This is a genomic window from Megalodesulfovibrio gigas DSM 1382 = ATCC 19364 (genome assembly GCF_000468495.1).
GTDB classification, from domain to species: Bacteria; Desulfobacterota; Desulfovibrionia; order Desulfovibrionales; family Desulfovibrionaceae; genus Megalodesulfovibrio; species Megalodesulfovibrio gigas.
In genome coordinates, this window is the sequence record NC_022444.1 from 2577562 (window position 1) to 2604072 (window position 26511).

18 protein-coding genes are annotated in these 26511 nt (G+C 64.5%); 12 read left to right on the forward strand and 6 right to left on the reverse strand.

Going from position 1 to position 26511, the window contains the following annotated elements; translation table 11 throughout:
• The 5 genes from DGI_RS11325 to DGI_RS11345 all read left to right on the forward strand — a co-directional run.
• Window positions 1-1280: hypothetical protein (locus tag DGI_RS11325; RefSeq protein WP_235621133.1), on the forward strand; the 1280-nt coding region annotated here is incomplete at its 5' end.
• Window positions 1281-1288: 8 nt separating this feature from the next.
• A complete protein-coding gene (locus DGI_RS11330) occupies window positions 1289-2893 on the forward strand; it encodes an AGE family epimerase/isomerase (protein ID WP_144284178.1) in 1605 nt (534 codons plus the stop codon).
• Window positions 2894-3067: 174 nt separating this feature from the next.
• The gene (locus DGI_RS11335; RefSeq protein WP_235619941.1) at window positions 3068-4489 is read left to right on the forward strand and encodes a hypothetical protein; all 1422 of its coding nucleotides are present in this window, start codon (window positions 3068-3070) and stop codon (window positions 4487-4489) included.
• The gene (locus DGI_RS11340) at window positions 4473-5612 is read left to right on the forward strand and encodes a pyridoxal phosphate-dependent aminotransferase (protein WP_021761198.1); all 1140 of its coding nucleotides are present in this window, start codon (window positions 4473-4475) and stop codon (window positions 5610-5612) included. Before DGI_RS11335 ends, DGI_RS11340 begins: the two co-directional genes overlap by 17 nt.
• A gap of 7 nt (window positions 5613-5619) precedes the next feature.
• The gene (locus tag DGI_RS11345) at window positions 5620-6852 is read left to right on the forward strand and encodes an MFS transporter (protein WP_021761199.1); all 1233 of its coding nucleotides are present in this window, start codon (window positions 5620-5622) and stop codon (window positions 6850-6852) included.
• A gap of 137 nt (window positions 6853-6989) precedes the next feature.
• Here DGI_RS11345 and DGI_RS11350 read toward each other — a convergent pair whose 3' ends face one another.
• The 4 genes from DGI_RS11350 to DGI_RS11365 are packed head-to-tail and all read right to left on the reverse strand — an operon-like array spanning window position 6990 to window position 11971.
• On the reverse strand, window positions 6990-7838 hold the full coding sequence (locus tag DGI_RS11350) for an FAD binding domain-containing protein (RefSeq protein WP_021761200.1): 849 nt from the start codon (window positions 7836-7838) through the stop codon (window positions 6990-6992).
• Window positions 7835-8326: a (2Fe-2S)-binding protein gene (locus DGI_RS11355; RefSeq protein ID WP_021761201.1), complete on the reverse strand. Its 492-nt coding sequence runs from the start codon at window positions 8324-8326 to the stop codon at window positions 7835-7837. The genes DGI_RS11350 and DGI_RS11355 overlap by 4 nt, the downstream gene beginning before the upstream one ends.
• Window positions 8323-10644 (reverse strand): xanthine dehydrogenase family protein molybdopterin-binding subunit, encoded by a 2322-nt coding sequence (locus DGI_RS11360; RefSeq protein WP_021761202.1) that lies wholly within the window; start codon window positions 10642-10644, stop codon window positions 8323-8325. The genes DGI_RS11355 and DGI_RS11360 overlap by 4 nt, the downstream gene beginning before the upstream one ends.
• Complete coding sequence (locus DGI_RS11365; RefSeq protein WP_021761203.1) at window positions 10631-11971, reverse strand: hypothetical protein; 1341 nt, start codon at window positions 11969-11971, stop codon at window positions 10631-10633. The genes DGI_RS11360 and DGI_RS11365 overlap by 14 nt, the downstream gene beginning before the upstream one ends.
• Before the next feature lie 507 nt (window positions 11972-12478).
• Here DGI_RS11365 and DGI_RS11370 point away from each other — a divergent pair.
• From DGI_RS11370 to DGI_RS17330, 3 genes are all read left to right on the forward strand, one after another.
• Window positions 12479-13744 (forward strand): M24 family metallopeptidase, encoded by a 1266-nt coding sequence (locus tag DGI_RS11370; RefSeq protein WP_021761204.1) that lies wholly within the window; start codon window positions 12479-12481, stop codon window positions 13742-13744.
• A gap of 79 nt (window positions 13745-13823) precedes the next feature.
• Complete coding sequence (locus DGI_RS11375) at window positions 13824-14819, forward strand: GGDEF domain-containing response regulator (protein ID WP_021761205.1); 996 nt, start codon at window positions 13824-13826, stop codon at window positions 14817-14819.
• Window positions 14820-14936: 117 nt separating this feature from the next.
• Entirely contained in the window at window positions 14937-17729 is a 2793-nt protein-coding gene (locus DGI_RS17330; RefSeq protein ID WP_051286527.1) for a PAS domain-containing hybrid sensor histidine kinase/response regulator, read from the forward strand.
• Window positions 17730-17735: 6 nt separating this feature from the next.
• On the opposite strand, the gene DGI_RS11385 is transcribed toward DGI_RS17330, so the two are convergent.
• Window positions 17736-19040, reverse strand: coding sequence for an MFS transporter (locus DGI_RS11385; RefSeq protein WP_021761207.1), 1305 nt, complete (start codon window positions 19038-19040; stop codon window positions 17736-17738).
• On the reverse strand, window positions 19037-21781 hold the full coding sequence (locus DGI_RS11390) for an AMP-binding protein (protein ID WP_021761208.1): 2745 nt from the start codon (window positions 21779-21781) through the stop codon (window positions 19037-19039). Before DGI_RS11390 ends, DGI_RS11385 begins: the two co-directional genes overlap by 4 nt.
• A gap of 226 nt (window positions 21782-22007) precedes the next feature.
• Here DGI_RS11390 and DGI_RS11395 point away from each other — a divergent pair, with 226 nt between their 5' ends.
• The 4 genes from DGI_RS11395 to DGI_RS11410 all read left to right on the forward strand — a co-directional run bounded on the left by DGI_RS11395 (window position 22008) and on the right by DGI_RS11410 (window position 26510).
• The gene (locus DGI_RS11395; protein WP_158407328.1) at window positions 22008-23087 is read left to right on the forward strand and encodes a response regulator; all 1080 of its coding nucleotides are present in this window, start codon (window positions 22008-22010) and stop codon (window positions 23085-23087) included.
• Between the two features lie 42 nt (window positions 23088-23129).
• Window positions 23130-24218, forward strand: coding sequence for an SGNH/GDSL hydrolase family protein (locus DGI_RS11400; protein WP_021761210.1), 1089 nt, complete (start codon window positions 23130-23132; stop codon window positions 24216-24218).
• Between the two features lie 94 nt (window positions 24219-24312).
• A complete protein-coding gene (locus DGI_RS11405; RefSeq protein WP_327023350.1) occupies window positions 24313-25308 on the forward strand; it encodes an ABC transporter ATP-binding protein in 996 nt (331 codons plus the stop codon).
• Complete coding sequence (locus tag DGI_RS11410) at window positions 25305-26510, forward strand: ABC transporter substrate-binding protein (protein WP_021761212.1); 1206 nt, start codon at window positions 25305-25307, stop codon at window positions 26508-26510. Before DGI_RS11405 ends, DGI_RS11410 begins: the two co-directional genes overlap by 4 nt.
• The last annotated feature ends 1 nt before the right edge of the window (window position 26511 follow it).

A 26511-nucleotide genomic window follows, 5' to 3' on the forward strand; every position in this document is an offset into this window, starting at 1 on the left:
TTTTTTGGAAACAGGCCCTAACGCAAGGTGCCCATTCAAGGCGTTGGGCCACAACGGGACCATTTCTTGGCGCTGGAGGCCAAGTAAAAGTCCCTATACAGTCTCTTGATCCTGTTTCCCCAACCATGATACAAAATAACCATAATGACCATGTAAATAATCAGGGGAGGCATGGCATGATCAAAGACTTGCTCAACAAACTGTCACGCGCACTCCGAAGCCTTTTTTCGGTCATTGGTCATATCCTGCAATGGCTGGATAGCAAAAAAGCTTATTTTCCAAAAGATATGTCAATATATGAGATCATTTCAGATATATTCAAGAAGACCTTGGTGGTGGCGCTGCTTATCGTTCTAATTATTTACCGGAATGATATTCTCGGCAGCCTCAAGGGGTCAGGCATCCAGAAGCTGACTCTTGCCGGCACTACCTTGGAGTTTACAACCGCCAGCGCAACGTTCCGTTACTTTTCCCTTCCTGCCAATCAATATTGGCTCGATCCGAATATCGATCTTACCAAAGACTCTACGTATGTGATCAAGGCGTCTGGACTTGTAAACACCGGCTCCTTGTTCCAGCGAGGCAGAATCCCTGGAGATACTTGCAACAATGAAACCGTATATTTGATTTCAAGAATTGAACATAACATTGCTCAGCGGCATCCCAACGGATCATTAACCCACCCTGAGTATATAGAAATAGTCAACAACAATAACGCCTGCCACCAAATAGCTTCTGACCTGCTGCGTGTTGCACCGCACTATGAGTATGGCACGCTGCTAGTTGGATTTTTTACCGATGATGAGATTGAGAATGTACGGCGAAACCCATGGAGACATGCGCACAGTATCGTAGCGTGCAACGCAGCGTTGAAGCTGGAAGTGCGTTACAAGGGCAGCAAGGTGAGCATCGGAGGCGATACCTGTTGCACAAAAGTGAATGTCCCTGGCAATGGATATAAAATGTTCTTCATCGTGAATGATAGCGTCATCCCCGACATATTCACACAAAAGTACGGTTCACAGCCAGAGAAGTTCTTGCAGGATATGGTGATACGATTCAATGAACTAAAGACCAGGAAAAGCGATGCGTTGATGTCCGCCTGCACCGATCATAAAATCAGAGAAGCGGCCCGTGACTTGTTCAAAGAACCTTTCGCCCTTCCGAGGTTAGTGGAGCAGAATACCACGGTTGCATTCCCCGGAGCCCTCGGCTCCCGAGACTTCTGGTATCACAACAACCAGGGCCATTTTTCCATCCTCATCGAAGAGCAACGGTAGGTAGTACCATGAGAACGCAACATTCCTTACGCCGGGTCCTGCCGTACGCATGTCTGGCGTGGATTCTACACCTCTGCCTTGTGCCTGTCGCCGCGGCGGTGTCCAACAGCACCTTGCCGCCGGATGCAGCCTATTGGATTGCTCACCTGGAGCGGGACCTGCTGCCCTACTGGCTTACGCCCGCTGCCACGCCTGAATCCGGACCATTCCCCACCTACCGGATGGATGACGGTCGTGCCATGACGAATGGTACCGTCGCTGAGTACAAAGCCTCAGCCAAACAACGCGGTGGGCAATGGATCATCGACGAGGGCAAGCTCGACGACAACTATATCCGCACCCATGCCCGCCAAACCTTCGCGTATGGCGTGGCCTACCATCTGACTGGCAATCCGCGCTACTTGGCCTTGATGCAACAGGGGGTGCGCTGGTCCATGGCCCATGCTTTCGACGACCGCGGTGCCAAAACCATCGTCGCCGGCGATGTGGAACGCAATAGCCAGGATCAGGCCTACAGCGTCAACGGACTGGCCTTCTACTATTATCTCACGCGGGATGAGGTCGTGCTGGAACGCCTGAAAACGCAGTACGCCTACATTATGCAGGCCTATGGCATCCGCAACGCCTCCGGAGAATTGGAAGGTGTGGCCTTTCGCCCCGGTGAGACGAGGCCGACCGAGCTCGTGGCCGTATTGGACCAGCTCAATGCCTACATGATGCTCCTTGCGCCCATTCTTCCGGAACCCATGGTCGCTTCCTGGAAACAGGACATGCTGGCCTTCTGCCGCTTCATGCTGAAGCATTTCCAAATCCAGCAAGGCGATCCAGGATGGGACCCCTTGCTGGCGAACAGTTTCTGGGGCCTGCTTTCGGACGATGTTACAGTCAGGCGTTCACGACATCTGGACTTCGGGCATTCGGTCAAGGCTTGGTGGATGATTCACCTCGCCGGCCGTCTCACTGGCGACAGCACCCTGGCGGCACAGGGCTTGGAAGGCATGCGAGCCCTGCTGGCCAAGGGCTATCTCCCCGGACCACGACTCATGGACTGGGCAGTCGCCAAAAACAAGACGCCGTTGTCAGGCTTGGTCAATGAAGCCACCTGGGCCGAAAAGGTCTGCCTGCCATCCAAGAAGAAAGACTGCGGGAACATGACCGTAGTTCCAGGACAGCATTGGTGGATTCATTGCGAGATGGATCAGGCCGCGGCCACCAGCGCCATGGCCAATGGTGGCGGTGGGGATCTCGCCGCCGCGCTAGCGCTGACAGGCCCCTTTTTCGTAGATCATTTTGTGGACCGCGTCGGCAAGGAGGTCTGGCACGCCATTGATCCGATCACCTTGGCCCCGCAGCTCAAAAAGGCGCACCACTGGAAAAACGCCTACCATTCCTTCGAACATGCACTGGTCATGGCCATTGCTGGACAGGCGCTTCGCCGTGGGCCCCTCACACTGCACTTCGCATTGCAGCAAGACAAACAATTGCCGCCCAACTTGCGACCGTATTATTTCGAAGGCACGGTGCGCAACGTCCACTATGCAACCATGCCCGGTCAGGATGACCTACTGCTCGCGGCTGTGGAATTTGAGATTGGAACTGGAGAAACTCATTGAATGAGCGGAGTTGTGAGTGGAGAAACATCCGCAGCGTCCAAATGGAGAATCCGCGCGCTCTTTTTTCCTCGAGTTCTCGTCTTTTGGCATCGAATGCCGTTGGAGTTCAGAAGCGGCCTCGGAAAACTGGACCATTTGCCAAGGTGGACATAGACTCGCCCGAGGAGGGCTTGCATGTCCAAGAAGAGAAGACCGTTCACGGATGAGTCCGAGGCCCGGGGCGCGTTGGGGGCACTGTCCGGCGAGCACGCGCTGGCCCAGCTGGCCAGCATGCCCGACAATGTGCGCGCCACCCTGGAAATCCCACCGGATCCGGCCTTTGCCTGCCCTGCGGCCAACCTCGCCGGGGCCCTGGCGGCACGGGCCGGGGTGGGACAACGGGAGTGCATGCGGTTTCAGTTGACGGTGGAAGAATTTTGCATCTGCCTGGCCGGACTCACCGAGGGCCTGGAGCCGCTGCGCCTTGTCCTCACGGGCAAACGCCACCAGTTGCGCGCCGCATTTTCCTTTGTCGCCGCGCACCTGTCCCTGGGAGCCCTCAACATCACCGCCGGCCAACAGGTTATGACCCTGGAAGAAAATGCGGATGCCCTGGGCCTGCTGCTGGCCGGCAAGGCGGCAGACAGGTTCCGGCTGCGACACCTGGGCGGAGACTGTTTTGAGCTGGAAGCCGAGGTGGACAAGATCTATCCGCCGGCCGTGCCGGTCCATGCACCCAATGCACTGCGGCTGCCGCTTCGGCCCTGCATCGCGCCGGATCGGGCCCGGCTGACTCAGGCCGCAGCCCTGGCCGCAGCGGCCTATCCTCCCTGGCAGTGCCCCCAGAGCTTCAGAACGCCGGAACAGTTCGCAGACATGACAGCCGATGGCGACGTGGCCTGTGTTCTGATCTGCGATGCGGGCGGGCAGACGGCGGGCCTCATGACTTGGCGGCCCTGCAGCGCGAGGGCCTTGTATTTTTCCGGGCCCTTTCTCTTTGTGCCGCCTGATGCAGCGCCGGGCATGGCCGAAGCAGTGGCCCGGCAGCTGCTGGAAGACTTCCTGGCGGCCGTGGCCCGCGAGTCCTACGATATCGTGCTCAGCTTCCGACCCACGGCCGAACTGCCCCGGTCCGCCTTCGAGCCCCTGGGCGAGCTGCAGATCTGCGCCGCGGACAACTTGATCCAGCAACCCGTGGTCTTCCGACACCTGCGCGAAGACAACGGCCTGGCCGTCTGGTGCAGCCCGTGCATGGAGGACTTTTTGCGCCAGACCTACGACCTGCTGGCCCTGCCGCGAGACATCCTGCCTGTGACCGAACCCTGCACCCGCCCTCGGCGCGCCTCGCTGCTGGGGGCTTCGGTGGACCAGGTCCGCAGCCTGGGCGAGCTGGAACCGTTCCTTGACGGTGACGATCTGGCCACCAACCTGGCGGCCCATGTCACGGCGCTGCAGGCCAAGGGCATCCGTACCATACTGTATTCCATGGATCTGGCTGTCCCCTGGGAAGCAGCCCAAGCCGGGGAATTGCGCCGGGCCGGATTCGTCCCAAAGGTCCTCCTGCCCCAGGGAGGACAAGCCGACAAGGTCATCTGGCAGCATGAACAGCCTGCATGACCGCATCCCGGACTATGTCCGGACCTTTGAACGGTATGTGCCCAGCCGACCGGACGCGGTGCTGATGCGTCAGTTCGGCGTTTCGCACTTGTTTCGGCTCAACAACAACGAAAATGCCCTGGGCCCGCCGCCGATGGCCAGGGAGGCCATCGCCGCGTTTGCCCCCGAACGGGCCGCCATCTACCCCAGCGGCGACGCCTACAATCTGCGCCAGGCCCTGGCAACCCGGTTCCGCAAATCTCCGGAACAGTTTCTGGTGGGCAATGGGTCCTGCGAGGTGATCAGCTCGGTTATCCGGGCCTTCTGCGGGCCGGGGGACGCCATCGTCACCGCAGACAAGACCTTTGCCGTCTATGAGTGGGTGGCGAAGTTTTCCGGAATCGATGCCCATTTGGTCCCGCTGCGGGGCAACGCACTGGATCCGGCCGCCATGCTGGCCGCGGTGACGCCGCGCACGCGGCTCGTCTTTCTGTGCAACCCCAACAACCCCACGGGATCGTGGTGGAACAAGGCCACCCTGACACGCTTTCTGGACACCCTCGCCTCCCTGGAGGCCCGGCCGCTGGTGGTCCTGGATGAGGCCTATTGCGAATACCTGGACGCAGCCGACTGTCCAGACTATCCCGACGGCATGGAATATCTGGAACGGTACGACAATCTCCTTGTGTTCCGCACATTTTCCAAGATGTACGGCCTGGCCGGCTTTCGTGTGGGCTATCTGTGCGGGGCCCTGGAGGCGGTGGAGTATGTGCACCGCACGCACATCGCCTATTCCGTCAACTCTCTTGGGCAAGTCGCGGCTGCGGCCGCCCTGCTCGACGACGCCGCGCACCTCCGCGCCACCCGCCGCATGGTGGCCGAGGCCAGGGCGTATCTGCAGGGAGTCTTCGATGGCCTGGGACTGGAGCACTTCGGCAGCGCGGGCAACTACATCATGGTCCGCACCCCACTGTCCGACACGCTGTTGTACCGACGGCTGATGCAGCAGGGCGTGATGGTCCGCACCATGACCGGCTTTCGTTTTCCCAACTGGATCCGCATCTCCCTGGCTGGCGAGCAGGCCATGGAGGCCGCAGCCGCAGCCCTGCACACGGTGCTGGACGGCATTGCAAGGAAAGGCTGAACACTCCATGACCGCAGCAGCAACCGAATCCGCTCCTCCGACGTTGTGCACCTATCGCTTTGTGGTCCTGACCCTGGTGGCGACGTTTGGATTTTGCAACATCGCAATTTTTTACGGCTTTTCCTCGTACCTGGAGCGCCTGGGCGTGCCAGAGGGCTGGCGGGGCTGGCTGCTTGCCGCAGAGCCCCTGGCGGCATGGTGCCTGCGGCCCTGGCTGAGCGTGTTCGTCACCCCGCGCAATGCCCTGCGTCTGACCGGCATCTCCCTGCTGGGCATGGGGCTGGCCCTGTGCGGCTATCAGTTCGCGCATGGGATCGGGGCACTGTTGGCGGTGCGGCTGTTTCACGGCCTTTGCTTCGTCTGCCTGGTCAGCGCCGTCACGGTGTTGCTGGTCCAGAACATCCCGAGGCAACTGGCGGGGCGAGGATTCGGGCTGTTCTCCCTGGCGTCGCTGGTGCCGTATGCCATCATGCCGCCGCTGGTGGAATGGCTGCTGCCGCAGCTTGGCCGGGAGGACCGGGTCTATGCCCTATGTTCGCTGCTGGTGCTGCCGGGGCTGGCCCTGCTCGCCCCCCTGGGCTGGAGCCGCAGGGGACAGGCCATGACGCCAGAGCCACTGAACTCGGGCCGCCCCTCCTGGGCCGAGGTGCGCCAGACCCTGGCCCAACGGCCGGTGCGGCGGCTGCTGCTGGCCAACCTGTGCCTGTTCCTGAGCACCACCCTGGTGTTTTTCTACATCAAACCCTTTGCCCTCGCACAGGGGCTGGCCGATCCGGGGCTGTTCTTCACCGTGTCCACGGGGGCGTCCATCGTCATACGGGTGCTGGCCGGGCCGTATTATGATCGGCTGCCCAGGGAGGCCTTGTTGCTGGCTGCCCTGGCCGCTCTGGCGGTCTGCCTGTTCGGCTTTGCGGGTGCAACGGGGTCGGGGCAGCTGCTGGGGCTGGCCGCAGCCTACGGGTTGAGCCTGGGCGTGGCCATGCCGCTGCTCAATGCGGTCATGTTCGGGCATTCGTCGCCGGCCATGCGCGGCACCACACTGAATTTGATGTTGTTCATGATGGATACGGCCTACGTCGTCGGCCCGGTGGCCGGCGGGGCAATCCTGGCCTCCGGGGTCGGGTATGCCAGCCTGTTCATGCTCTGCTGCGTGATGGCCCTGGCGGCTGGGTGGTGCGTGTGGCCCCTGGTGGGCGACGGCTGGCAACAATGGCGACACCCTCAGAAGGCGCAGGGCTAGAGCCTTTTACCCTTGAAAAAGGACCTTGCGAGAGGGGAAACCATTTTGCAAAAGGTTCTCCCCTNTTGAAGGGCGGAAGAACCTTTCTTCAGAAAGGTTGTCCCCCGAGAACTCCTTTCAAAGATAACTTGCTCTAATCACCCCGCCATGCCGCACACGGTCAGGCGCAGGGGCAGGTTTCCGGCCAGGCGACGACGGTGGTCGGCCGTGGCGCGGATGTCGTCAATGGGCGAGATGGCGGCGCGGATCGCCTCGCCTGCGGCCTGGAGCGAGTCCCGATCCAGTCGGCGTCCACACAGGCAGGCTTCCGCCTCCGTACAGCGCAGGGCCGTCGGCCCCAGGCTGCCCACGGCCAGACGGGCATCGATCACCACGCCCGTCGTATCGCGAACAACAACCGCCGCCAGACTGGCCACGGCAATGGCGAGGGCCGCACGCCGGCCGACCTTTTCGAAGTGATGCACCGCGGCCTCCGGCTGCGGCGGGACCAGTACCGCGGTGACAATCTCGCCGGGCGCAAGGGCCGTGCGCCCTGGTCCGAGAAGAAAAGCCGCCAGGGGGAGTTGCCGGACGCCGCTCCGCGAGGCCAGTTCCACCAGGGCATTCAGAGCCAGCAGGGGCGGCAGGCTGTCTCCGGCCGGCGAGGCCGTGACCAGATTGCCGCCGAGGGTGCCCATGGTGCGGATGGCCGGCGCGCCGAGAACGGCCAGGGCCTGCGCCAGCACGGGCAGCCGCGCTGCAATCAGCGGATGCCCCAACAGCCTGGCGTGCGTGGCCATGGCTCCCAGGCGGAGCCAGCCGGCTTCCTGGCTGATTTCCGCCAGTCCGCAAACGCCTTCAAGCAGGGCCACATCCCCAAGAGGCGCACCCGAAGCCCGGGCCAGCAGATCCGTGCCCCCGGCCATCAGGCAAACACCGTCGGCCAGGAGCGGCCAGAGGGCTGCCAGGGTGGCTGGGCGATGCACGGCGCGGATGGCAACGCTCATGGCCGGTCGTCCTCGTCCCGCATTGTCTCCGCCGCAGCCATGACGGCGTCCACGATTTTGACGTAGCCTGTGCAGCGGCAGAGGTTGCCGGCCAGGGCCTCGCGCACCTCGGCCCGGCAGGGGCTGGGATTCCGGGCCAGCAGGGCCGCGGCAGCCAGGGTCATGCCCGGCGAACAGTAGCCGCACTGCACGGCCCCATGTTCGGCAAAGGCAGTCTGGAGGGGATGCGGCGAGGCGGGGGAACCGAGCCCCTCGGCGGTCGTCACCTTGCGGCCGTCGAGCTGCACTGCCAGCATGAGGCAGGAAAGCCGTGTCTCGCCGTCCACCAGCACAGTGCAGGCGCCGCATTCGCCGGAGCCGCAGCCTTCCCTGGTCGCGATCAGCCCCAGATCCTCGCGCAGAACATCCAGGGCCCGTCGGCCGGGCGCAACGTCCAGCCGCACCGGACGGCCATTGAGCAGAAAAGAAATGGGCATGATTGCCGTCATGAAGAGATTCCTTCCAGCGCTGCAAGCACTGCCTCGGGCGAGAGGGGCAGGCGCGACCCGCCGGGCATTGCCTCCAGCGGCATGCCCAGGGCGTGTTCCAAGGCCTGGGCCAGGGCCGGACCCGGGCCATGGATGCCAATTTCGCCCATGCCCTTGAGGCCCATGGGTCCCGTGGGTTCATCATCATCCAGGGTCAGGCAGGCGAAGTCCGGCAGATCGGGCAGATCCAGGGCCGTGGGGATGAGATAGGCACTCAGGGTTGCACCGCCAATCCGCCCGGCGTTCAGCGCCATGTTTTCAAACAGGGCCAGGCCTGCGCCCTGGGCCGCCGCGCCGTGCAGTTGCTGCTCCACGCCGACCAGGGAGAGCACCCGGCCGCAGGCCACGGTTTCCAGGCAACGCGCCAGGCGGATTTGTCCTGTCAATACATCCACTTCCACTCCGCATACACAGGCCCCGTACGCATAAAAGCGGTGCGGAAAGCCCAGGCGGAATTCCCGGCCGGTGTCCGGCGGATTCTGCACCACAGGCATGGTGAATTGATCAATGCACAGGCGGTCGTCGCGGGGGAGCAGGCTGGCCAAGAACGGGAGGGGAACGCTGCGGTCGCTGACCGGATCATGCACTGCGCCGGGGATGAGCCGAAGCCGTTCGGGGTCGTCGCACAGCAGAACCAGGGCCGCGCGGGCTCGCAATTTTTCGGCCATGCTACGACAGGCCCGCAGCAGCGCGTTGCCGAAGGTGTACGTGGTCCGGCTGGCCGAGGACGAGCCGGCAGGCAGGCAGCGGGCCGTATCCGGCTGCAGACACTCAAAGGCCGTTTCGGGCTGCTGCAAGGCCTGGGCGGCCAGGGTGACAAAGGCCGCGGCGTTGCCTTGGCCCATGTCCGGCACGGAATTGTAGATGCGGAAGCCGCCATGACGGGTCAGTTCCAGCTTGGCCGCGGCATGATCGGGCAGGCCACGGCCGTAGCCCATGGCATTGTGCGTGGCGACAAGCCCCACGCCGCGGCGGGTCAGGGGCGGGGCGGCGCGCTGCCAGGCCTCCCGCTCGGTCCAGAACGGATGCGCCATGGCTGCGTCGAGGCAGGCAGCCACGTCGGTTCCCAAGGTCCCGGATTCCACGGGCACGCCGACGCCGTTCAGCTCCCCCGGGTGCAGGGCGTTTTGCCGCCGCAGCTCGGCGGGGTCGCGGTCCAGTCGCCGGGCCAGGGCGTCCAGGGCCCGTTCGATGGCGAATGTCGCCTGCACCACGCCGAACCCCCGGAAGGCACCGCCCACGGGGTTATTGGTGTGAGCGCAGCGGCCCTCGATACGGGTATGCGGGATGCGATACGGCCCGGCGGCATGCTCCATGCCGAGGGCCATGATTTCCGCGCTCAGGTGGGCATAGGGGCCGGCATCGAAAAGCATGGAACAGGCCAGGGCGCGCAACGCGCCGTCGGCATCGGCTCCCAGGCGGATGTCCACCACCGCGGCGTGGCGCTTGTAGCCGGCCAGAAACGTTTCCTCGCGGCTCCAGACCATCTTGACCCAGCGTCCCGGCAGATGCAGGGCGGCCAGGGCCAACAGACACTGCACCGTGGCCCCGTCCTTGCCGCCAAAGCCGCCGCCCAGAAACGGCGCGCGGATGCGCATGCGCATGGGATCCAGCCCCAGGGCATGGGCGATTTCAAAGCGATCGCGGAAAGGAGCCTGGGTGGAGACGATCATCTCCAGCACACCCGAAGGCCGCAGTCGCGCCAGGCCGTTGGGCGGTTCCAGAAAGACGTGGTCCTGCATGGGCGTTTCGAAGCGGCCCGAGACGATTGCGGCGCAGTCCGCAAAGGCTGCCGAAGCGTCACCTTTTTCCATCAGCCCCTGGGCCAGGAGGTTGCCGCCTGCATGGTCGGAATGGACAAGGGGCGCCTCGGGCAGGAGCGCCGCGGCGGGATCGAACACCCCGGGCAGGGGCGAGAATTCGGTGTGGATGCGCCCAAGCCCCGCGGCCAGGGCCTCCCGACTCTCGGCCACCACCAGGGCCACGGGATCCCCGCAGTGGCGCACCCGCTCCCCGCAGAGCACAGGCTGATCCTTGTGCACGATGCCTTGGCGATTGGTCCCCGGCACGTCGGCCCTGGTCAGCACGGCCACCACGCCCGGCACGCGCCGGGCGGCGTCCGTATCCACCCGGACAATTCGCGCATGGGGCACGCCGGCCCGCAGTGCGCCGGCCCAGAGGCAGCCCGGCGGCGTTTCGTCGATGCTGTAACGCTCACGGCCCGCAGCCTTGGTCAGGGCGTCCTGACGGACACCGGAGCCGGCGTCAGTCCTGATCATGGGCTGGATCATGGGCAAGGGCGTCCCATTCCCGGCGAATATGCGCCAGGATGGTCTTGGCCTGATCGGTCAGCAGGCGGATGGCCTCGAAATCCGGCCGTGCAGCCAGCCATTGCAGCATGAGGGCGTCCCCCTCGACAAACCACAGCGGCGCAAAGGCTCCAAAGAGGAAGCCCCGCTCCCGCAACGCCGCCACCGCGGCGACCACACCAGGGTCTGCGGCATTGAGGTACACCTGCACCACGGCCAGCTTCTGCCGGGCCGCCAGATCCATCAAGGCCGCAACCTGGGCGCGGATATCCTGCCCCACGGCAAACACCTGCATCCGCGCCACCTGTGCCTGATCGAACACGCGCAGGGTCTGGACCGTAACCGGCCCCAGGGATGCGACATTGCCAGCCTGCGCCGGCGGGCCTGCCTGGCACATCTCGCGCTGCAACGGCAAGCTCGCCAGAATCGGCTCCACCACCGGGCGGCAGCAGTCGGGCACATACAGCGGCAACGGCCGGTCTCGAACCACGCGGAAGGCCATCAGACAACTGACCCGGCCAGGCGCGCCTTCCTTGGCGTATGCCTCGTCGGGCATGAGCGAAAGTTCCAGGCCGCAGGGCAGATACCCCTGGCGCTTCGCGCCCTTCTGCGTGACCAGATGGTTGCAGACGGGCTCGCCCCAGAACACCTCGGCCCAGGCCATGGTTTGCGTGAGTTCCTCCTGCGCCTTGAGCAGCATGTAGGCGATGGAGGTATGCCGATAGGCCGGATCGACCAGGAGCTGCCCTTGCTCGTACAGGGCCGGGTTGGGCGGCGAACTGCGATACATGGCAATCTGCCCGGCGATTGCGCCGTGTTCGAGCCGGGCCACCAGCGTCAGTAACGCCTTGGTCCGGCTCATGGCGATGAGCTTTTCCGGCACGTAATAATCCACGACTGGATAGTTTGTATCATAGATCAAATATAGCAACCGAGCCGCGCCAGGGGCATCCTCTGGACGCATGAGGGCGATGGTGCTGACCAGACTGGAATCCTTGGGCGGCTCCCCGGTCGGGGTGGCTCGAATGCGGGCCACGGCCGCGGTGCGAACCGTGTCGTCATCAAGGTGTCTCGCGGCAAAGTCGCGCCATTGCTCCAGCGACCCCGTGTCCACCAGCGCTGCGGGCGCGGCAGGCAGGCCGAGGGCCAGGGGCAGCAGCCGGGCCAGACCGGCGCGGACATCCGGACCGATGGCTTGCGCCGCCAGCGGGGCCGCTGTGTCCAGGGCTGCGGCAACATCCGACGGGCAGCCGACGGTTTCCAAAAAAGCACGCAGTGTCTCGATATCGCATTCCATGCCAACCCCCTGATGCCGGCGAGCATTCTTCACAGCGGACTTCGCAATATACGCCTCCCCGCCCCTGCTCTCGGGTGCCGGTTTCCTGCGTCTATTGAATCGGGAGAAACCCGTCAATCAAAATTCAACGTGTCGTCAGGTGGTTGGGGTGGGTCGCATCCGTCGAGGTGGTGTGCATTCCTGGTGCAGGTATCCGGGGATATGGCACTGAGTCCGTTGAAGTCCGCGTCGTTCTTGAACGTGACACAACACATGCCGACACACCACGCCCCTGTGCGCCGTGCAGCGCACTGCCCGAAAAGCCGGGCTCTTGTATAGTGCATGCATGTATGCTATTCGCCACAGCCAGAGTACCCTAAGAGAACACGGCATCAAGGTATCCCCACACTTGCCACAAGGCGAGGACAAGCGAACACGGGCCTCCTCCCCGGAATGCAACGCGCCATTCAATGTCCGGACTGTGTTCCATGCGAAAAGGCGCCCGCGAACCCTGCAGCACCACGAGCCATGACACATTCATCCGCACCCGCCGTCGAAAAGGCCTCCTGCTGGACCGCCATTGAGCAGCTTCCCCTGGACGAATGCCAGCGCCGCTGGGCCCGTGCCCGCAGCCTGCTGGCGACCCTCGTTCCCAATGCAGGAGGGCTGCTGGTCTTTTCCCGCGTCAGCATCTATTATTTCACCGGCACCCTGGGCGAAGGCGTGTTCTGGCTGCCCCTGGAAGGCGCCCCGCTGCTGCTGGTGCGCCGCGCCAGGGAACGCGCCCTGCTGGAAACGCCCCTGACGCCGGAACAGGTGCACCTGTTCAAATCATACAGCCAATTGCCCGGGCTGTGCAGCGATGCCGGCTGCCCCCTGCCATCTGCGGTGGCTGTGGAAAAATCCGGCCTGCCCTGGAGCATCGCCGAGCTGCTGACCTCGCGCGTCACCGGTGTCGAATTTTTGTCTGGCGATGCCGTGATCGTCAAAACCCGGGCTGTCAAAACGCCCTGGGAGCTGCGCAAATTGCGGCTGGCCGGGGAGCGGCATCACCAGGCCCTGTTCCAGGACCTGCCCACCCGCATTGCCCCGGGCATGACCGAGCGCGAGATCTGCCATCGGGCCTGGGACTGCTTCTTCGCCCGCGGCCACTGCGGCAACATGCGCATGAGCGGACGGGAAGAAATTTTCCTGGGGCACGTCTCCGCTGGCGAAAGCGCAAACTACCCCAGCCATTTCAATGGACCAGTGGGCATCCGGGGCGAGCACCCGGCCGTCCCCTTCATGGGCTACGCCGGAGCCGTATGGCAGCCCTGCGAGCCCCTGGTGTGCGACGTGGGATTCTGCCTGGAAGGCTACCACACGGACAAGACCCAGGTGTACTGGGCCGGCCCCGCGTCCAGCATCCCCGATCAGGTGCGCCGCGGCCACGAGGCCTGTGTAGACATCATGCTCCGCACGGCAGAAGCGATGATCCCCGGCGCCATCCCCTCGGCATTGTACGCCGCAGCCCTCAAGCGTGCCGCCAGCCATGGCATTGAGGATGGCTTCATGGCCCTGGACAACAACCGCGTGGTCTTCCTGGGGCACGGCATCGGCCTGGCCATCGACGAACATCCTGTCCTGGCCAAGGGATTCGACGAGCCTCTGCAGGAAGGCATGGTTATTGCTTTGGAACCCAAGCTGGGCATCCGCAACCTGGGGATGGTCGGCGTGGAAAATACCTTCGCGGTGACGGCCACGGGCGGCCGGTGCCTGACCGGGGACGACTACCGCATGCTAGCCATCGACTGAACACGCAGCCCGGAACGGTCCCGGGAGTACGTACCGCCTGTTCGGAACACGCATCGACGCCCAATACCGGAACAGTTTAGTGAAGATACTCATCGTAGACGATTCGGACACCTCCCGCCTGCTGCTGGAATCCATCCTGCGGCACGCCGGCCACGCCGACATCGTCCTCGCCGCCTCGGCCCAGGAGGCGTTTCACTTGCTGGAACTCGACAATACCGGCGCGGGCGAATCTCCCGTGGATGCCATCCTCATGGACCTGATGATGCCCGACATGGACGGCATCGAAGCCACACGACGCATCAAGGCCGTGGGCCGGCTGCGAGACATCCCCATCGTCATGGTCACGGTAAATGCGGATCATCGGAGTCTGGAGCAGGCCTTTCAGGCCGGCGCCATCGACTACATCACCAAACCCGTGAACCGCATTGAACTGCGGGTGCGCGTGCATTCCGTGCTCAAGCTCAAGGAAGAAATCGACCAGCGCAAGATCCGCGAACGCGAACTCATGGACCTTGCCGGCCGCCTGGCCGAGGTGAACAAGCGCCTCAAAGAAATGGCCATCCGGGACGAGCTGACCGGCCTGCACAACCGCCGGCACTTCATGGAACACGCCCGGGCCGAATTCCTGCGCCATAAACGCTACGGCAGCCCCCTCTCCATGCTGATGATGGATGCCGACCACTTCAAGACCATCAACGACACCTACGGTCACTCCGTGGGCGATCTGGCCCTGGCCTCCCTGGCGGACATTGGCCGCCGGCAGCTGCGGGAAGTGGATCTCTTCGCCCGCATCGGCGGCGAGGAATTCGCCATCCTGTTGCCGGAGACCGGGCCGGAGGAGGCCATGGTGGTGGCGGAACGCATCCGCGCCAGTGTGGAACACTCTTGCCTGAGAGTGGACTCCCCAGGGCATGTGGCGCAACCGGGCCAAGGCCTGCGGTTTACCGTGTCCATCGGGCTGGCCTGCACCAACGAACAGCTGCAGGACGTGGACAGCCTGCTCAAACTGGCAGACCGCGCCCTCTACGCCGCCAAAAACTCCGGCAGGAACCGTGTGGAACACAGTGATGGATGAATGCCCTTCGCCTCTGCCCGGTGCTGTTGTTTCACGTAACCTGGAGTGATTCACCGTAACAAATCAGACGCAACATATTTTTCCGGCGGACGATGCAACGCCTCCCGGGGGGGAGACATGACTCACGACGCGCGCGATGCGCAGGCACTGTCTTCGGCGTTGGCCGAGGTGGAGCAGTTGCGCCTGCAGTTGCAGGCGGCCCAGGCTCGCATTGATGAACTGAAACACCATGGCGCCACCTGCCTCTTTGATACCGTGTTCGCCAACGCTCCGGTGGTCATGGCCGTCATGGCCCCCGGCACGCTACGCTACCTGACGGTGAACACCGCCTTCGAAACCACCTTTGGCCTGGATGCGGCGCAGGTTGTCGGCAAAACGCCGCTGGAACTCGGCCTGGTGCCCCCGGCGCAGTGGGAGCTGCTGCTCGGCCTGTTTGGCGAATCCGGACGGGTGCAGGACGAGGAAATCACCGTCACCGACAAATACGGCCGTACCCGGGAAATGCTGCTCTATTGCGAGCCCGTGCGCTGGAACAATGCGCCGGCGCTGTTTCTCATGGGGATGGAAACCACCATCCGCAATCAGGCCCTCAAGCAGCTGGAAGCCACCCGATACGCCATAGACCACACCCAGGACGCCGCCTTCTGGCTTGATCCCAACAACGGCAATTTTCTGGACGTCAACGCCGCCGCCGCCACCAGCCTGGGCTACACCCGCGAAGAACTGCTGACCCTGCGCGTCGAGGACATCGATCCAGAATTTCCCCCTGAAATTGTTTCCCATTTCTGGGATGACCCATCGAATCCCCTGGTCCGGAAATTCGAGACCCGGCACCTGCGCAAGGACGGCTCCTCCTTCCCCGTGGAAATCACCTCCCTGTATGCCCGGGAGCATTCGCCGCCCTTCTGCTTCGCCCTGTGCCGGGACATCAGCGAGCGCCTGGAGGCCCAGCGCAGTCTGCAGGCAAGCGAAGCCCGCTACCAAGCCATCGTGGAGCACATGCACGCCGGCGTGGCTGCCTGTGTGCCCACGGATGCGCAGTGTTCAGACTTTCTGGTCACTGAAATAAACTCCGCAGCGCTGGGATTCACGCGTCAGTCCAGGGACCAGGTGGTCGGGCGACGGCTCTCGGAGGCGGCGCCCTACCTCAAGCCGGCCGGGGTCTTCGACAGGCTGCGGGAGGTGGCCCGTACGGGAACGCTGCGACAGGACACCGTCTGTCTCCACATGCCCGATGGCCAGGCACGTTGGACCTCGGACTCCATCTATCGCCTGCCGAACATGGAGGTCGTCTCCATCTTCGCCGACGTCACCGAGGAAATCGAAAACCTGCGCAAGCTGGAGATCAGCGAAACACGCTACCGCGAGCTGGTGGGCCGCATGACTGCCAGCGTGGTGGTGTGTCAGGCCATGGAGGACGGCCAGGATTTCCTGTGCACGGGCTGGAATCCCGCTGCGGAGCGCCTCACGGGCTTTTCGGACCAGATGACCCTGGGCCGGCGGCTGACGGATCTCTTTCCCGCGCTCAAGAGCTCGCCCTTGCTGGAGGCCTTCCGCACAGCCCACCGCACCGGACAGGCACAGAGCGTGCCTGATTCGCCATACAATGATGCCCGGCTGGCCGTCTGGATTTCCGGTTCGGTATACCCGCTGCCCTCAGGCGAACTGGTGGGCGTGTTCGAGGACGTGACCGAACGCCGCCAGGCCGCCCAGACCCTGCGTCAGGGCAAGGAGCTGGCCGAGGCTGCCAACCGGGCCAAAAGCGAATTTCTGGCCAACATGAGTCATGAAATCCGCACGCCCCTGAACGGCATCCTGGGCATGCTCCAGGTGCTGCAGCTTTCGGATCTGCCCTCGGACCTGCACCAGCTGGCCAGCGTGGCGTCGGATTCCGGCGTGCGGCTGTTGCAGATTCTCAACGATCTGCTGGATCTTTCGCGCATCGAGGCCGGTCGCCTGGAATTTCGCCAGGAACCGTTTTCCCCGCGGATCATGTTCAATTCCCTGGTGGAGATTTTCAGCCACGAGGCGCGAGCCAAAGGCCTGCTGCTGCAGTACGCCATTTCTCCCCGGCTGCCGGATGTCTGCGTGGGGGACGAAATGCGCATCCGCCAAATTCTGTTCAACGTGCTCGGCAATGCCGTCAAGTTTTCGCAGCGCGGGCTGATTCACCTCTCGGCCGAGGTGGTGGGCAGGGTGGCCCCGGGCGAGACCGTGGGCCTGCTGCTCACCGTGGAGGATACCGGCCCGGGCATTGCGCCGGAGATGCTGGACGCCATCTTCGCCCCCTTCACCCAGGGCGACGGCAGCCTCAGACGACGCTTTGGCGGCGCCGGCCTGGGTCTGGCCATCGTCAAGCGCATCGTGCAGTTGCTGCATGGCCATTTGTGCATTGAGAGCGAGGTGGATCGCGGCACGTTCGTGTATTGCATCATCCCGCTGCAATGCAGCGAAGATGTGGCCATCATGGACGACCAGACGTGCGGCTCCATCGGCGCGCAGTCCAAACGCGTGCTGCTGGTGGAGGACGACGCCATCAACCGCCTGACCATTTCCCGCCTGGTGGAAGCCCTGGGCCACACCGTGCAGGCCGTGGCCTCCGGCGAGGCGGCCCTGGACGCCCTGCGCGGCTTGAACGGGCGCATGGCCTCAGGCGATTCCTCCGGGCACGAGGTGCCATTTCAGGCCATCCTCATGGACATCCAGATGCCGGGCCTGGACGGTGTGGAGACCATGGAACGCATCCGGGAGCTGTACCCGGCCTTTGCCGAACGCACCACCTTCATCGCGCTGACGGCCTACGCCATGGCCGGAGATCGGGAGCGGTTCCTCAATTCCGGCTTTGCCCATTACCTGCCCAAGCCGGTGCAGGTGGAGGATCTGGTGGCCATCCTCAATGCCTGTCCATAACGCAGATCACCGCTGATCACCGCTCTCCTGCGGTCCGGCCTGGGGCACGCCGAGCATCAAGACTCCGCCAATCACCAGGAAGACCACGACGCAGCTCATGCCGATGCGCTGGCTGTCGAACAGTGCCGTCAGCCAGGCCACGGCCAGCGGTCCCATGAACGATGTGACCTTGCCAGACAAGGCAAACAGCCCGAAGAACTGCGTGCGCAGCCCTTCCGGCGCGCTGCGGGCCAGCCAGGTGCGGCTGGCCGCCTGCACCGGGCCAAAAAACACGCTCATCAGCAGGCCGAACACCCAGAACCACAGCTTGTCGTGCACCAGCAGAATGGCCGCGCCGGGAACCACCAGCCCCAGCAAGGAAAACAGAATGGTCTTGCGCGGGCCGATGGCGTCATCCACCCAGGCGAAGCAGAAGGCTCCCAGGCCGGCGCTCACGTTCATGGCGATGCCGAAGGTCAGCACCTCGGCCGTGGTCATGCCGAAGGAGCCGGCGGCGTAGATGCCGCCAAAGACGAAGGTGGTGGACAAGGCCTCGTTGTAGATGGTCCGCGCCACCAGGAACTTGAGAATGTGCCGGTGCCGCCGGGCATGGCGCAGGGAATCCACCAGCTGGCGCACCCCCTCCCGGGCCGCCTGCACCGGCCCCAGCCGGGCCGCACCCGTGGCTGGCGCATCCGGCGTGAACAGGAACAGGGGGATGGCAAACACGAAGTACCAGCCCGCAGCCAGCAGATTGGTGGCCCGGATGTGGTACGCGCCGTCGCGTGACAGGGGGATGAGGGGATTTTCGCCGATGAACAGAAACAGTCCCGCCGTCAGACAGACGATGCCGCCGAAGTATCCCGTGGCCCAGCCCCAGCCGGACCACCGCCCCTGCCGGTCGGGCGGCGCCAGCTCCGGCAGCATGGCATTGTAAAAAATCTGGGAATACTCCGAGGCAATGGTGCCCACACCCACCAGCAGCAAGGCCAGCCAGACGTATTCCGGCGAAGGCGCCACGTACCACAGCAGGCCCGTGCACAAGATGCACAACAGGGTGAACACCCCCAGCCAGGGCTTGCGGCGGCCGGTGCGGTCGGCCATGGCCCCCAGCAGCGGCCCGCCCAGGGCAATGAGCACGCCGGAAATCCCCACCATGTTTCCCCATTGCGTGGTGCCCTGGGTGGGATTGGCCGCCACGGCGTTGGTGAAGTACGCCGCAAAGATGAAGGACTGGATGGGCGTGACGAAGGCCTGATTGGCCAGATCGTACAGCGCCCAGGCGCGCAGCTGCCAGGCGGTGGCAGTGGCCGGCCGGGATTGCCCGTTCATGCCCGGCCTCCGAATTCCGCCCGCAAGGCCTGCTGCATCACTGCCACCCGCTGGCGTACGGCCTGCATCATCCGCTGGGCCGCTGGCATCTGGCCTGCAGTGTCCCGCATGTCTTCCAGCAGCACCCGAGGCGAAACAGGCTCGCCGAACTGCACCACCACCTTGACGCGGCGGAGGCTGAACCGTCCTGGCGGCATGGCCTCCCAGGTGCCATGGATGCACACCGGCACCACCGTGGCCGGATAGCGCTCCAGCAGCAGCCCCAGCCCGGGGCGGAACTCCCGCAATTCCCCGCTGGTGGAGCGCACCCCTTCCGGAAACCAGAGCAGGCTGCGGCCGAGTTTGAGCACCGCCGCCCCCAGGGCCAGGGAGGCCGCCACGCCCTTGTCCGGATCGATGGGCACAGTCTGCGCCAGGCGGCTGAAGAAGCGGTTGACGGGATTATGAAACGCCGCCCCCGTCCAGCCTGCCACCTGCATGCGGCGCAGCACGTCGAAGGGCACGGCCGGCAGCACCACAAAGGGATCCAGATAGCTCAAATGGTTGGGAGCCAGCACGAACTGCCGCACGTCCCTGAGGCGTTCAACCCCTCGCACTTCCATGGAAAAAAGCATTTTTGCCAACATCCTGAAGCACAGCCACACGAACCAGGCCACGCCGCGCATCCAGGGAGCCAGAGGGGTGATCCAGTGCTGCTGCTCGGGGGTGAGGGCGGCTTCCGGATGTTCGATGATGGTCTTCACATCGGCCCCGGCCCTTGGGGCGGGCGCGTTTTCGCCGGTGGCCGCCGACGCCGCCACCGCCTCCTGCAGCAGATCCCGCACCGTGACGATGCGCGCTGCCGCTTCCTCGGAAATCTCCACCCCGGCCGCATCCTTGAGGGCCAGACCGATGACCAGCCACTCCAGGGAATCCACGCCCAGGTCCAGCTGCATCTGCGTGTCCGGAGACAGCCGGGCGTCGGCATAGCGCTCCCGCAACCAGTTCCAGACGGCCCTGGCCGCCTCATGGTCCAGCAGGGTGCGGTCTGCCTCCTTCCAGCGCTCCTCGGGAAGAGGACCGGTATCGGCGTCCGCCACGATCATGCCGGCCTTGGCCCGCTCGAACTGCTCCGCGAGCACATGCCGCCGCAGCTTGCCCAGGCGGGTGCGCAGCAGGGGCACGGGGGTCACGGCCACGTCCACGGGCCGCTGGTAGCTGGGCAGCCGCTGGGCCACCTGGGTTACGGCCTCGCGCACCACCTCGTCGATGTTGGACCGCCGGCTGCGCGTCTCCACCGGATCCGGCACGATGAGCGCCGCCAGCCCGCCCTTCCAGGCCAACACCGCCGCCTCGGCAATGACCGGGTGCGTCTCCAGGGCCTGTTCCACCTTTTCCGGATCGACGTTTTCGCCGCCCTGGGTGACGATCATCACCGAGGCGCGGCCAAAGAGGGTCAGCCGGCCGTCAGGATCCAGACGGCCCAGATCCCCGGTGCGGAACCAGCCATCCTCGGTGAAGGCTTCGGCGGTTTTTTCTGGCAGATTGCGATACCCGCCAAAGACGCCGGCCCCCCGGGCCTGCACCTCGCCCACGCCCTCGGGCAGGGTCTCCAGCCCGGGCACATGCGCGAGACGGATGGACACGCCGGGCAACGGCCGGCCCACGGTGCCGGGGCGGGCGTCCCCTGGTGCATCCAGGGCCAGGATGGGCGAGGTTTCCGTCAGTCCGTATCCCACGGCCACCTGCCAGCCCAGGGCTTCCAGATCGCGCGCCACATCGGCATCCAGGGGCGATCCACCCGAGGCCAGCACCCGCAGCTTCGGTCCCACGGCCTCATGCAGGGAGCGCAACAGCACCTTGCCCACGCGCAGGCCGGTCTTGTCCTTGATCCAGGCGCTGGTGGCCACCATTTTTTCAAAGGCGATGCGCGCGACAACTCCCTTGGCCGCCGCCTTGCCGCGAATGCCGGTGAGCATGGCCGTGTACAGCCGCGGCACCCCGGCGATGAGGGTGACGCCGCCCTCCTTGACAGCCCCCAGGACGTGCGGGCCCGTGAGGGACTGCGGCAACACCACCGTGAGGCCTAGCGAAAGTGACGTAAAGATGCCGATGACAAACGGATACACGTGATGCAGCGGCAGGGGCAGCAGCATGGTGTCCGTGGCGTGGATCAGCTTCGCCTCCACCAGGGCATTCTGCTGAAAGATGATGTTGCCGTGGGTCAGGGGCACGCCCTTGGGCCGCCCCGTGGTGCCGGAAGTGTAAAACAAGGCGGCGGACTCGTCGGCCGTCATGCGGGGCAGAAAGCGGGCATCCCCGGCATGGTGCAGCAGCTCCCGCCAGGAATGCGGTGCCGTGGCCGGAGCGTCCAGCAGCAGGCAGTGCTCCGGATTCACGCCGGCGTCCTGCAACACGGGCACATGTTCGGCAGCGGTAAACACAAACCGCAGGCTGCTGTCTCCCACCACATGTGCCAGCCCTTCGCCGGCCAGCTGCGCATCCACGGGCAGCACCACGCCGCCGGCCTCCAGGATGCCCAGGGCCGCGACAAAAGCCTCCGGGCAGGCATGGATCATCAACCCCACGGCCTCGCCCCGGGCCACCCCGCGCGCCAAAAGCCCCTGGGCCACGGCCTGGGCCTGAGCGTGCAGTTCGCGATAGGTCAGGGTCTGCGGGCCGGTCTCGGCGAACAGAACCACCGCCGGCTTGTCCCCCCGACCCGGCATGACGGCGATGACATCTTGCAACGTGCTGAACATGCTCAATTTCCTTATTTGGCATCCTGTTGCGGCACATGGCCGAGTGTTCGGGCCTGCGCCTGTGTACCTGCTTTTACCGCAGGCGTATACCGGCAGGCGCCCCCTTGAAGCCGCGGCCCGAGGGTGGTGGAATGCTGTATACTTAACTTATTTTAACAGAATGTTACCGCCTGCTTTCCGCGTGCGCCGCATTGTCTCCTCCGAAAAAAAACGGTACCACACTTCCATGACGGATACCCATGCAGCACAGTCGGAATTGACGCACGCCACCTGGCTTGCCTGGCGACTCAGGACCCTCGAAACGCCGATGCAGGGGCTCCTGGCTGCGGCCGGCCAGTTGCAGGATCGTCTGGACGATCCCATGAGCCTGCAGCTGGTGCGTGAAATGGAGACCGCCGCCCGCGCCATGGCACGGCTGGTGGGCGCCCAGCCCGAATCCGTCGATCCGCCTTCTGCCGAACCGTTCACCCTGCCCTCGCTGTTGGCCCAGGCGGCGGCGGCCTTTGCCGCCCTGGCCCGCGCCCGGGGCCTGCGCCTGGGCTGGAGCGTGACCCCTGCCGCCCAGGGGCAGGTGACGGGAGATCCCACCCTGCTGCTGCAGGTGCTGTTCGCCTTGCTGGACGATTCCATCCAGCACTCCCGCACCGGCGAAATCCGCATCCAGGCCATCCGCCCCGGCCCGCCGGCCCCGCTGGAGCGTGTGGCCATCAGCATCAGCGACACCGCCCCGGCCGAGCCTTGTCCAATCCTCCATGAGCCGGACATGCTCCAGACCCTGGTGCGGCTTCTTGGCGGCACCATGATGCGACAACACCATGCGGAGCGTGGCCGCCTCTGCACCCTGCTGCTGCCCCTGCCTGCCGTTGCAGATCCAGCCAGGACCGCACCGCCCCCCGGCCCTGAATCCACCCGGCCTGCCCTGCCGCGCACGAAGAAGCCCCGCCGCATTCTGCTGGTGGACGACTACCCGCCCGGGCTCGCCTCCCTGACCGAAGTGCTCCAACTGGCCGGGCACGAGGTGCTCGCCGCCAGGGATGGCTCCACGGCCCTGGCCCTGCACGCCACCCACCGCCCGGATGTGGTCTTCATGGATCTGCAGATGCCGAACATGGACGGCCTGGAGGCCACCCGCCTGCTGCGGCAGGCCGAACAAATGTACGGTCTGCCGCGGACGCCTGTCTACGCCATGACCGCCTTTTCCCCCAATGCCGTGCCCGTCCAACTGCAGGAGATGGAGGTGGACGGCTGCATCGCCAAACCAGTGGACCTGGACGCACTGTTGCGATTGCTGCAGTCCCTGCCTTGACCGTTCTTGCGTCGCCACCGGAAAATATGTAGAGTCCCCTGGATGACTGTCGAGCCTTCCCCCACTCCTCCCCGCCTGTCCAAGGCCCGCGCCAGCCTGTACGGCTGCATCCTCGTGGTGCTCGTGCTATGCGCCGTGGAGGGAGCAGCACGCCTGCTCTACGTCCTGCTTCCCAAAACCCTGGGGCTGGCCGTGCCGCCGCAACTGACCCGGCTGGATCCCGAACTGGGCTGGTCCCTGCGCCCCGGTGCTGTCGCCACCAGCAAGCGCACGGGCGACATCATCCGCTATGCCATCAATTCCAAAGGCCTCCGCGATGATGAAACCCCCTATGAAAAACCGGCCGGCACCACCCGCATCGTGCTGTTGGGGGATTCGCGCACCTTTGGCTTCGGCGTGCCCATCGAAAAGCATTACAGCATGCTGATGGAAGGCTATCTGGATCAGGTGGAATGCATCAATCTGGGTGTGGACGGCTACGGCGTGGATCAGGAACTCTTGTCCCTGCGCAAGGAAGGCTTCCGGTATCAGCCGGATATCGTCATGGCCCTGGTGTCCCACTTCGGGGATGAACGCCACCTGCACGACAGCCGCTGGGGCATGGGCAAACCGATGTTCGTGTTGGATGAAAACAGCAATCTGGTGCTCACCAATTCCCCGGTCTCCAACAACGCCGCCTGGTATGTGCATGCCCGGACCCTGGATCGCATCGCTTCCGCCAGCCGGGCCTATGCCATGCTGCGGGATCTCCTGCTGCACGTGGCCCACTCCGTCAAACCCCGGGCCACGCCGGCCGTGGCGGCGGAAATCGGCATCCCCGACGGCATGACCGCGGCCCAATGGGCGCATCAGCAACGGCTCTTCGGCACGGCCCTGGCCATCCTCATGGCCATGAACGCCGAATGCGCGGCTCACAACGCCGACTTCGTGCTGCTGACGCAATTGCCGGGATTGCACGTCCTGGCCGAGGCCGTGGGCCTGCGGTCCCTGGATCTTTCCGCGCCCATGCGCAACAGCAAATTCCCCCTGCCCGACGGCCTGGCCCACTTCAACGAAGCCGGCAACGGCGTGCTGGCCTGGGAAGTGGTGCAATATCTGCAACGCGAAGGCCTGGTGCCTGCCGCGCCGTAACGCGCGCAGATTGCGACGAAACAGGTGTTGCGCCTGACGACGGATCGTGCCATGACTCGCGTGAATCAATCCACCATTTCTATGCACTCCATTCATGGCTCCCATGTTTTTGCAGGTTGACGGGCTGGGCAAACGATTCGGCGTTTCCTCAGGGCAGCAATCCCTGGAGGCGCTGCACGACGTCTCCTTTACCGTGCAGGCCGGGGAAATCCTGTCCTTCATTGGCCCGTCCGGCGCCGGCAAGACCACGTTGCTCAAGTGCATCGCCGGTCTGGAACACCCCGACGCCGGGACCCTTGCCTTTGCCTCGCCGCCCTCCAAGGCGCATCCGGTCATCCTGGTGTTCCAGGATTTTCTGCTTTTTCCGCACCTGACGGTCTTTGAAAACGTGGCCTTCGGCCTCAGGGCCAGACGGCTGCCCCGGGCGGAAATTCTCGAAAAAGTCCGGGGCATGCTCGGGTACTTCGGGCTGGAGGACAAGCAGCACGCCTACCCCGCCCACCTCTCTGCCGGACAGAAGCAGCGCACGGCCATCGCCAGGGCCATGGTGGTGGAACCGGCGTTGCTGCTGCTGGACGAGCCCTTCGCCAACCTGGACCGCAATCTCAAACTGCAGACAGCCCGATTCATCCGCACCACGCAAAAGCGCTTCGGCGTGACCACCATCAGCGTGACGCACGATCTGGAAGAAGCCTTCGCCATGTCCGACCGGCTGGGCCTCATGCTGGATGGCCAGCTGGTGCAGTGCGGCACGGCCCGGGAGCTGTATCACGCCCCGGCCACGGCCGAGGCCGCCGCCTTTCTGGGGCCGGTGAACATCGTGCCCGGCCGGCTGCTGCAGCAACTGGGCCTGACTGCCGGGCAGGATGGACCGCTGCTGGTGCGGCCGGAATCCCTGCATCTCACGCCGGACCCCAACGGGCCGGGAGTGATTGCAGAGGCGGAATTCGCCGGACATTACTGGAAATATCAGGTCACGGCCTTTGGCCTTGAGCTGTCCGTGTACAGCCAGGCCAACGGCCTCAGCCCCGGGAATCGCGTGTCCATCACCCTGGCTGCGTCGGAGTTCCCCATGGAGCAAGCATCATGATCCGTCTGCTGTGCCTTCTGTTGATTGTCCTGTGCGGTCCTGTGGTGTCCCGCGCCGAGCAACCCGCGCTGGAGGCCATGGACTGGCCCGCCGTGGAGGCTGCCGCCCGCGGCGGCACGGTGCGCTTCTTCATGTTCGGCGGCTGGGCCCACACCAACAAATGGGTGGATGAATACGTGGCTGCCGAACTCAAGACCCGATACGGCATCGCCCTGCAGCGCGTGCCCATGGACGCCGCAGCCTTCATGAACAAGCTGCTGGCCGAACACGCCGCCGGCAAGCAGGATGGCTCCATCGACCTGCTGTGGATCAACGGCGAAAACTTCAAGAACGCCAAGGAAGCCGGCCTGCTCTACGGCCCCGTGGCCCAGCGGCTGCCCAATTTCCAGCAGTATGTGGACCCTGAGGCTGCCGCCATGGACTTCGGCACCCCCACCGAAGGGTATGAAGTCCCCTACGGCCGCGCCCAGTTCGTCTTTGAGTACGACAGCGCCCGCACCCCGGAACCACCGCGCACCTTCGCCGCCCTGGCCCGGTGGGTGCAGGAGAATCCCGGCCAGTTCACCTACCCCCAACCGCCAGACTTCACCGGCTCGGCCTTCATCCGGCAGGCGTTCTATGCCCTCACCGGCGGCCATGAGCAGTATCTGCGTCCCTTCGACCGGGAGCTGTTCGACTCCAAGGCCCCTGCCTTGTGGACCTATTTGCAGGACATGAAGCCCAGTCTCTGGCAGGGCGGGAAGACCTATCCCAAGGATTCCGCCGGGCTGGACACCCTCTTTGCTCGCGGCGAGGTGGCCTTCTCCATGAGCTACCATCCCAGCCATGCCCAGAGCCAGATCCTGGCCGGCACCTACCCCCCCACGGTGCGGACATTCATCATGGATGACGGCTCCCTGTTCAACACGCACTTCACGGCCATTCCGGCCAATTCCCCCAACAAGGCCGCGGCCATGGTGGCGGCCAACTTCCTGCTTTCGCCGGAAGCGCAGCTCTCCAAGTTCGACCCGGCCAACTGGGGGGATTCGCCGGCCATCGATCTGGCCCGGCTGGATGAGGCCACGCGCGCCCGGTTCCTGGCCGTGGATCTGGGCCCGGCCACCTTGCCCCCGGATGCCCTGGCCGCCAACGGCGTGCCGGAAATCCCGGCCGCCTGGCTGGAGGCCCTGGAAAAAGGCTGGAGCAATAATGTGTTGCGGTAAA

What these genes read in the sequence shown, in the direction of transcription:
- DGI_RS11330 (WP_144284178.1), top strand. Translation starts at nt 1,289, where the DNA reads ATGAGAACGCAACATTCCTTACGCCGGGTCCTGCCGTACGCATGTCTG.
- DGI_RS11335 (WP_235619941.1), top strand. Translation starts at nt 3,068, where the DNA reads ATGTCCAAGAAGAGAAGACCGTTCACGGATGAGTCCGAGGCCCGGGGC.
- DGI_RS11340 (WP_021761198.1), top strand. Translation starts at nt 4,473, where the DNA reads ATGAACAGCCTGCATGACCGCATCCCGGACTATGTCCGGACCTTTGAA.
- DGI_RS11345 (WP_021761199.1), top strand. Translation starts at nt 5,620, where the DNA reads ATGACCGCAGCAGCAACCGAATCCGCTCCTCCGACGTTGTGCACCTAT.
- DGI_RS11350 (WP_021761200.1), bottom strand. Translation starts at nt 7,838, where the DNA reads ATGAGCGTTGCCATCCGCGCCGTGCATCGCCCAGCCACCCTGGCAGCC.
- DGI_RS11355 (WP_021761201.1), bottom strand. Translation starts at nt 8,326, where the DNA reads ATGACGGCAATCATGCCCATTTCTTTTCTGCTCAATGGCCGTCCGGTG.
- DGI_RS11360 (WP_021761202.1), bottom strand. Translation starts at nt 10,644, where the DNA reads ATGATCAGGACTGACGCCGGCTCCGGTGTCCGTCAGGACGCCCTGACC.
- DGI_RS11365 (WP_021761203.1), bottom strand. Translation starts at nt 11,971, where the DNA reads ATGGAATGCGATATCGAGACACTGCGTGCTTTTTTGGAAACCGTCGGC.
- DGI_RS11370 (WP_021761204.1), top strand. Translation starts at nt 12,479, where the DNA reads ATGACACATTCATCCGCACCCGCCGTCGAAAAGGCCTCCTGCTGGACC.
- DGI_RS17330 (WP_051286527.1), top strand. Translation starts at nt 14,937, where the DNA reads ATGACTCACGACGCGCGCGATGCGCAGGCACTGTCTTCGGCGTTGGCC.
- DGI_RS11385 (WP_021761207.1), bottom strand. Translation starts at nt 19,040, where the DNA reads ATGAACGGGCAATCCCGGCCGGCCACTGCCACCGCCTGGCAGCTGCGC.
- DGI_RS11390 (WP_021761208.1), bottom strand. Translation starts at nt 21,781, where the DNA reads ATGTTCAGCACGTTGCAAGATGTCATCGCCGTCATGCCGGGTCGGGGG.
- DGI_RS11395 (WP_158407328.1), top strand. Translation starts at nt 22,008, where the DNA reads ATGACGGATACCCATGCAGCACAGTCGGAATTGACGCACGCCACCTGG.
- DGI_RS11400 (WP_021761210.1), top strand. Translation starts at nt 23,130, where the DNA reads ATGACTGTCGAGCCTTCCCCCACTCCTCCCCGCCTGTCCAAGGCCCGC.
- DGI_RS11405 (WP_327023350.1), top strand. Translation starts at nt 24,313, where the DNA reads ATGGCTCCCATGTTTTTGCAGGTTGACGGGCTGGGCAAACGATTCGGC.
- DGI_RS11410 (WP_021761212.1), top strand. Translation starts at nt 25,305, where the DNA reads ATGATCCGTCTGCTGTGCCTTCTGTTGATTGTCCTGTGCGGTCCTGTG.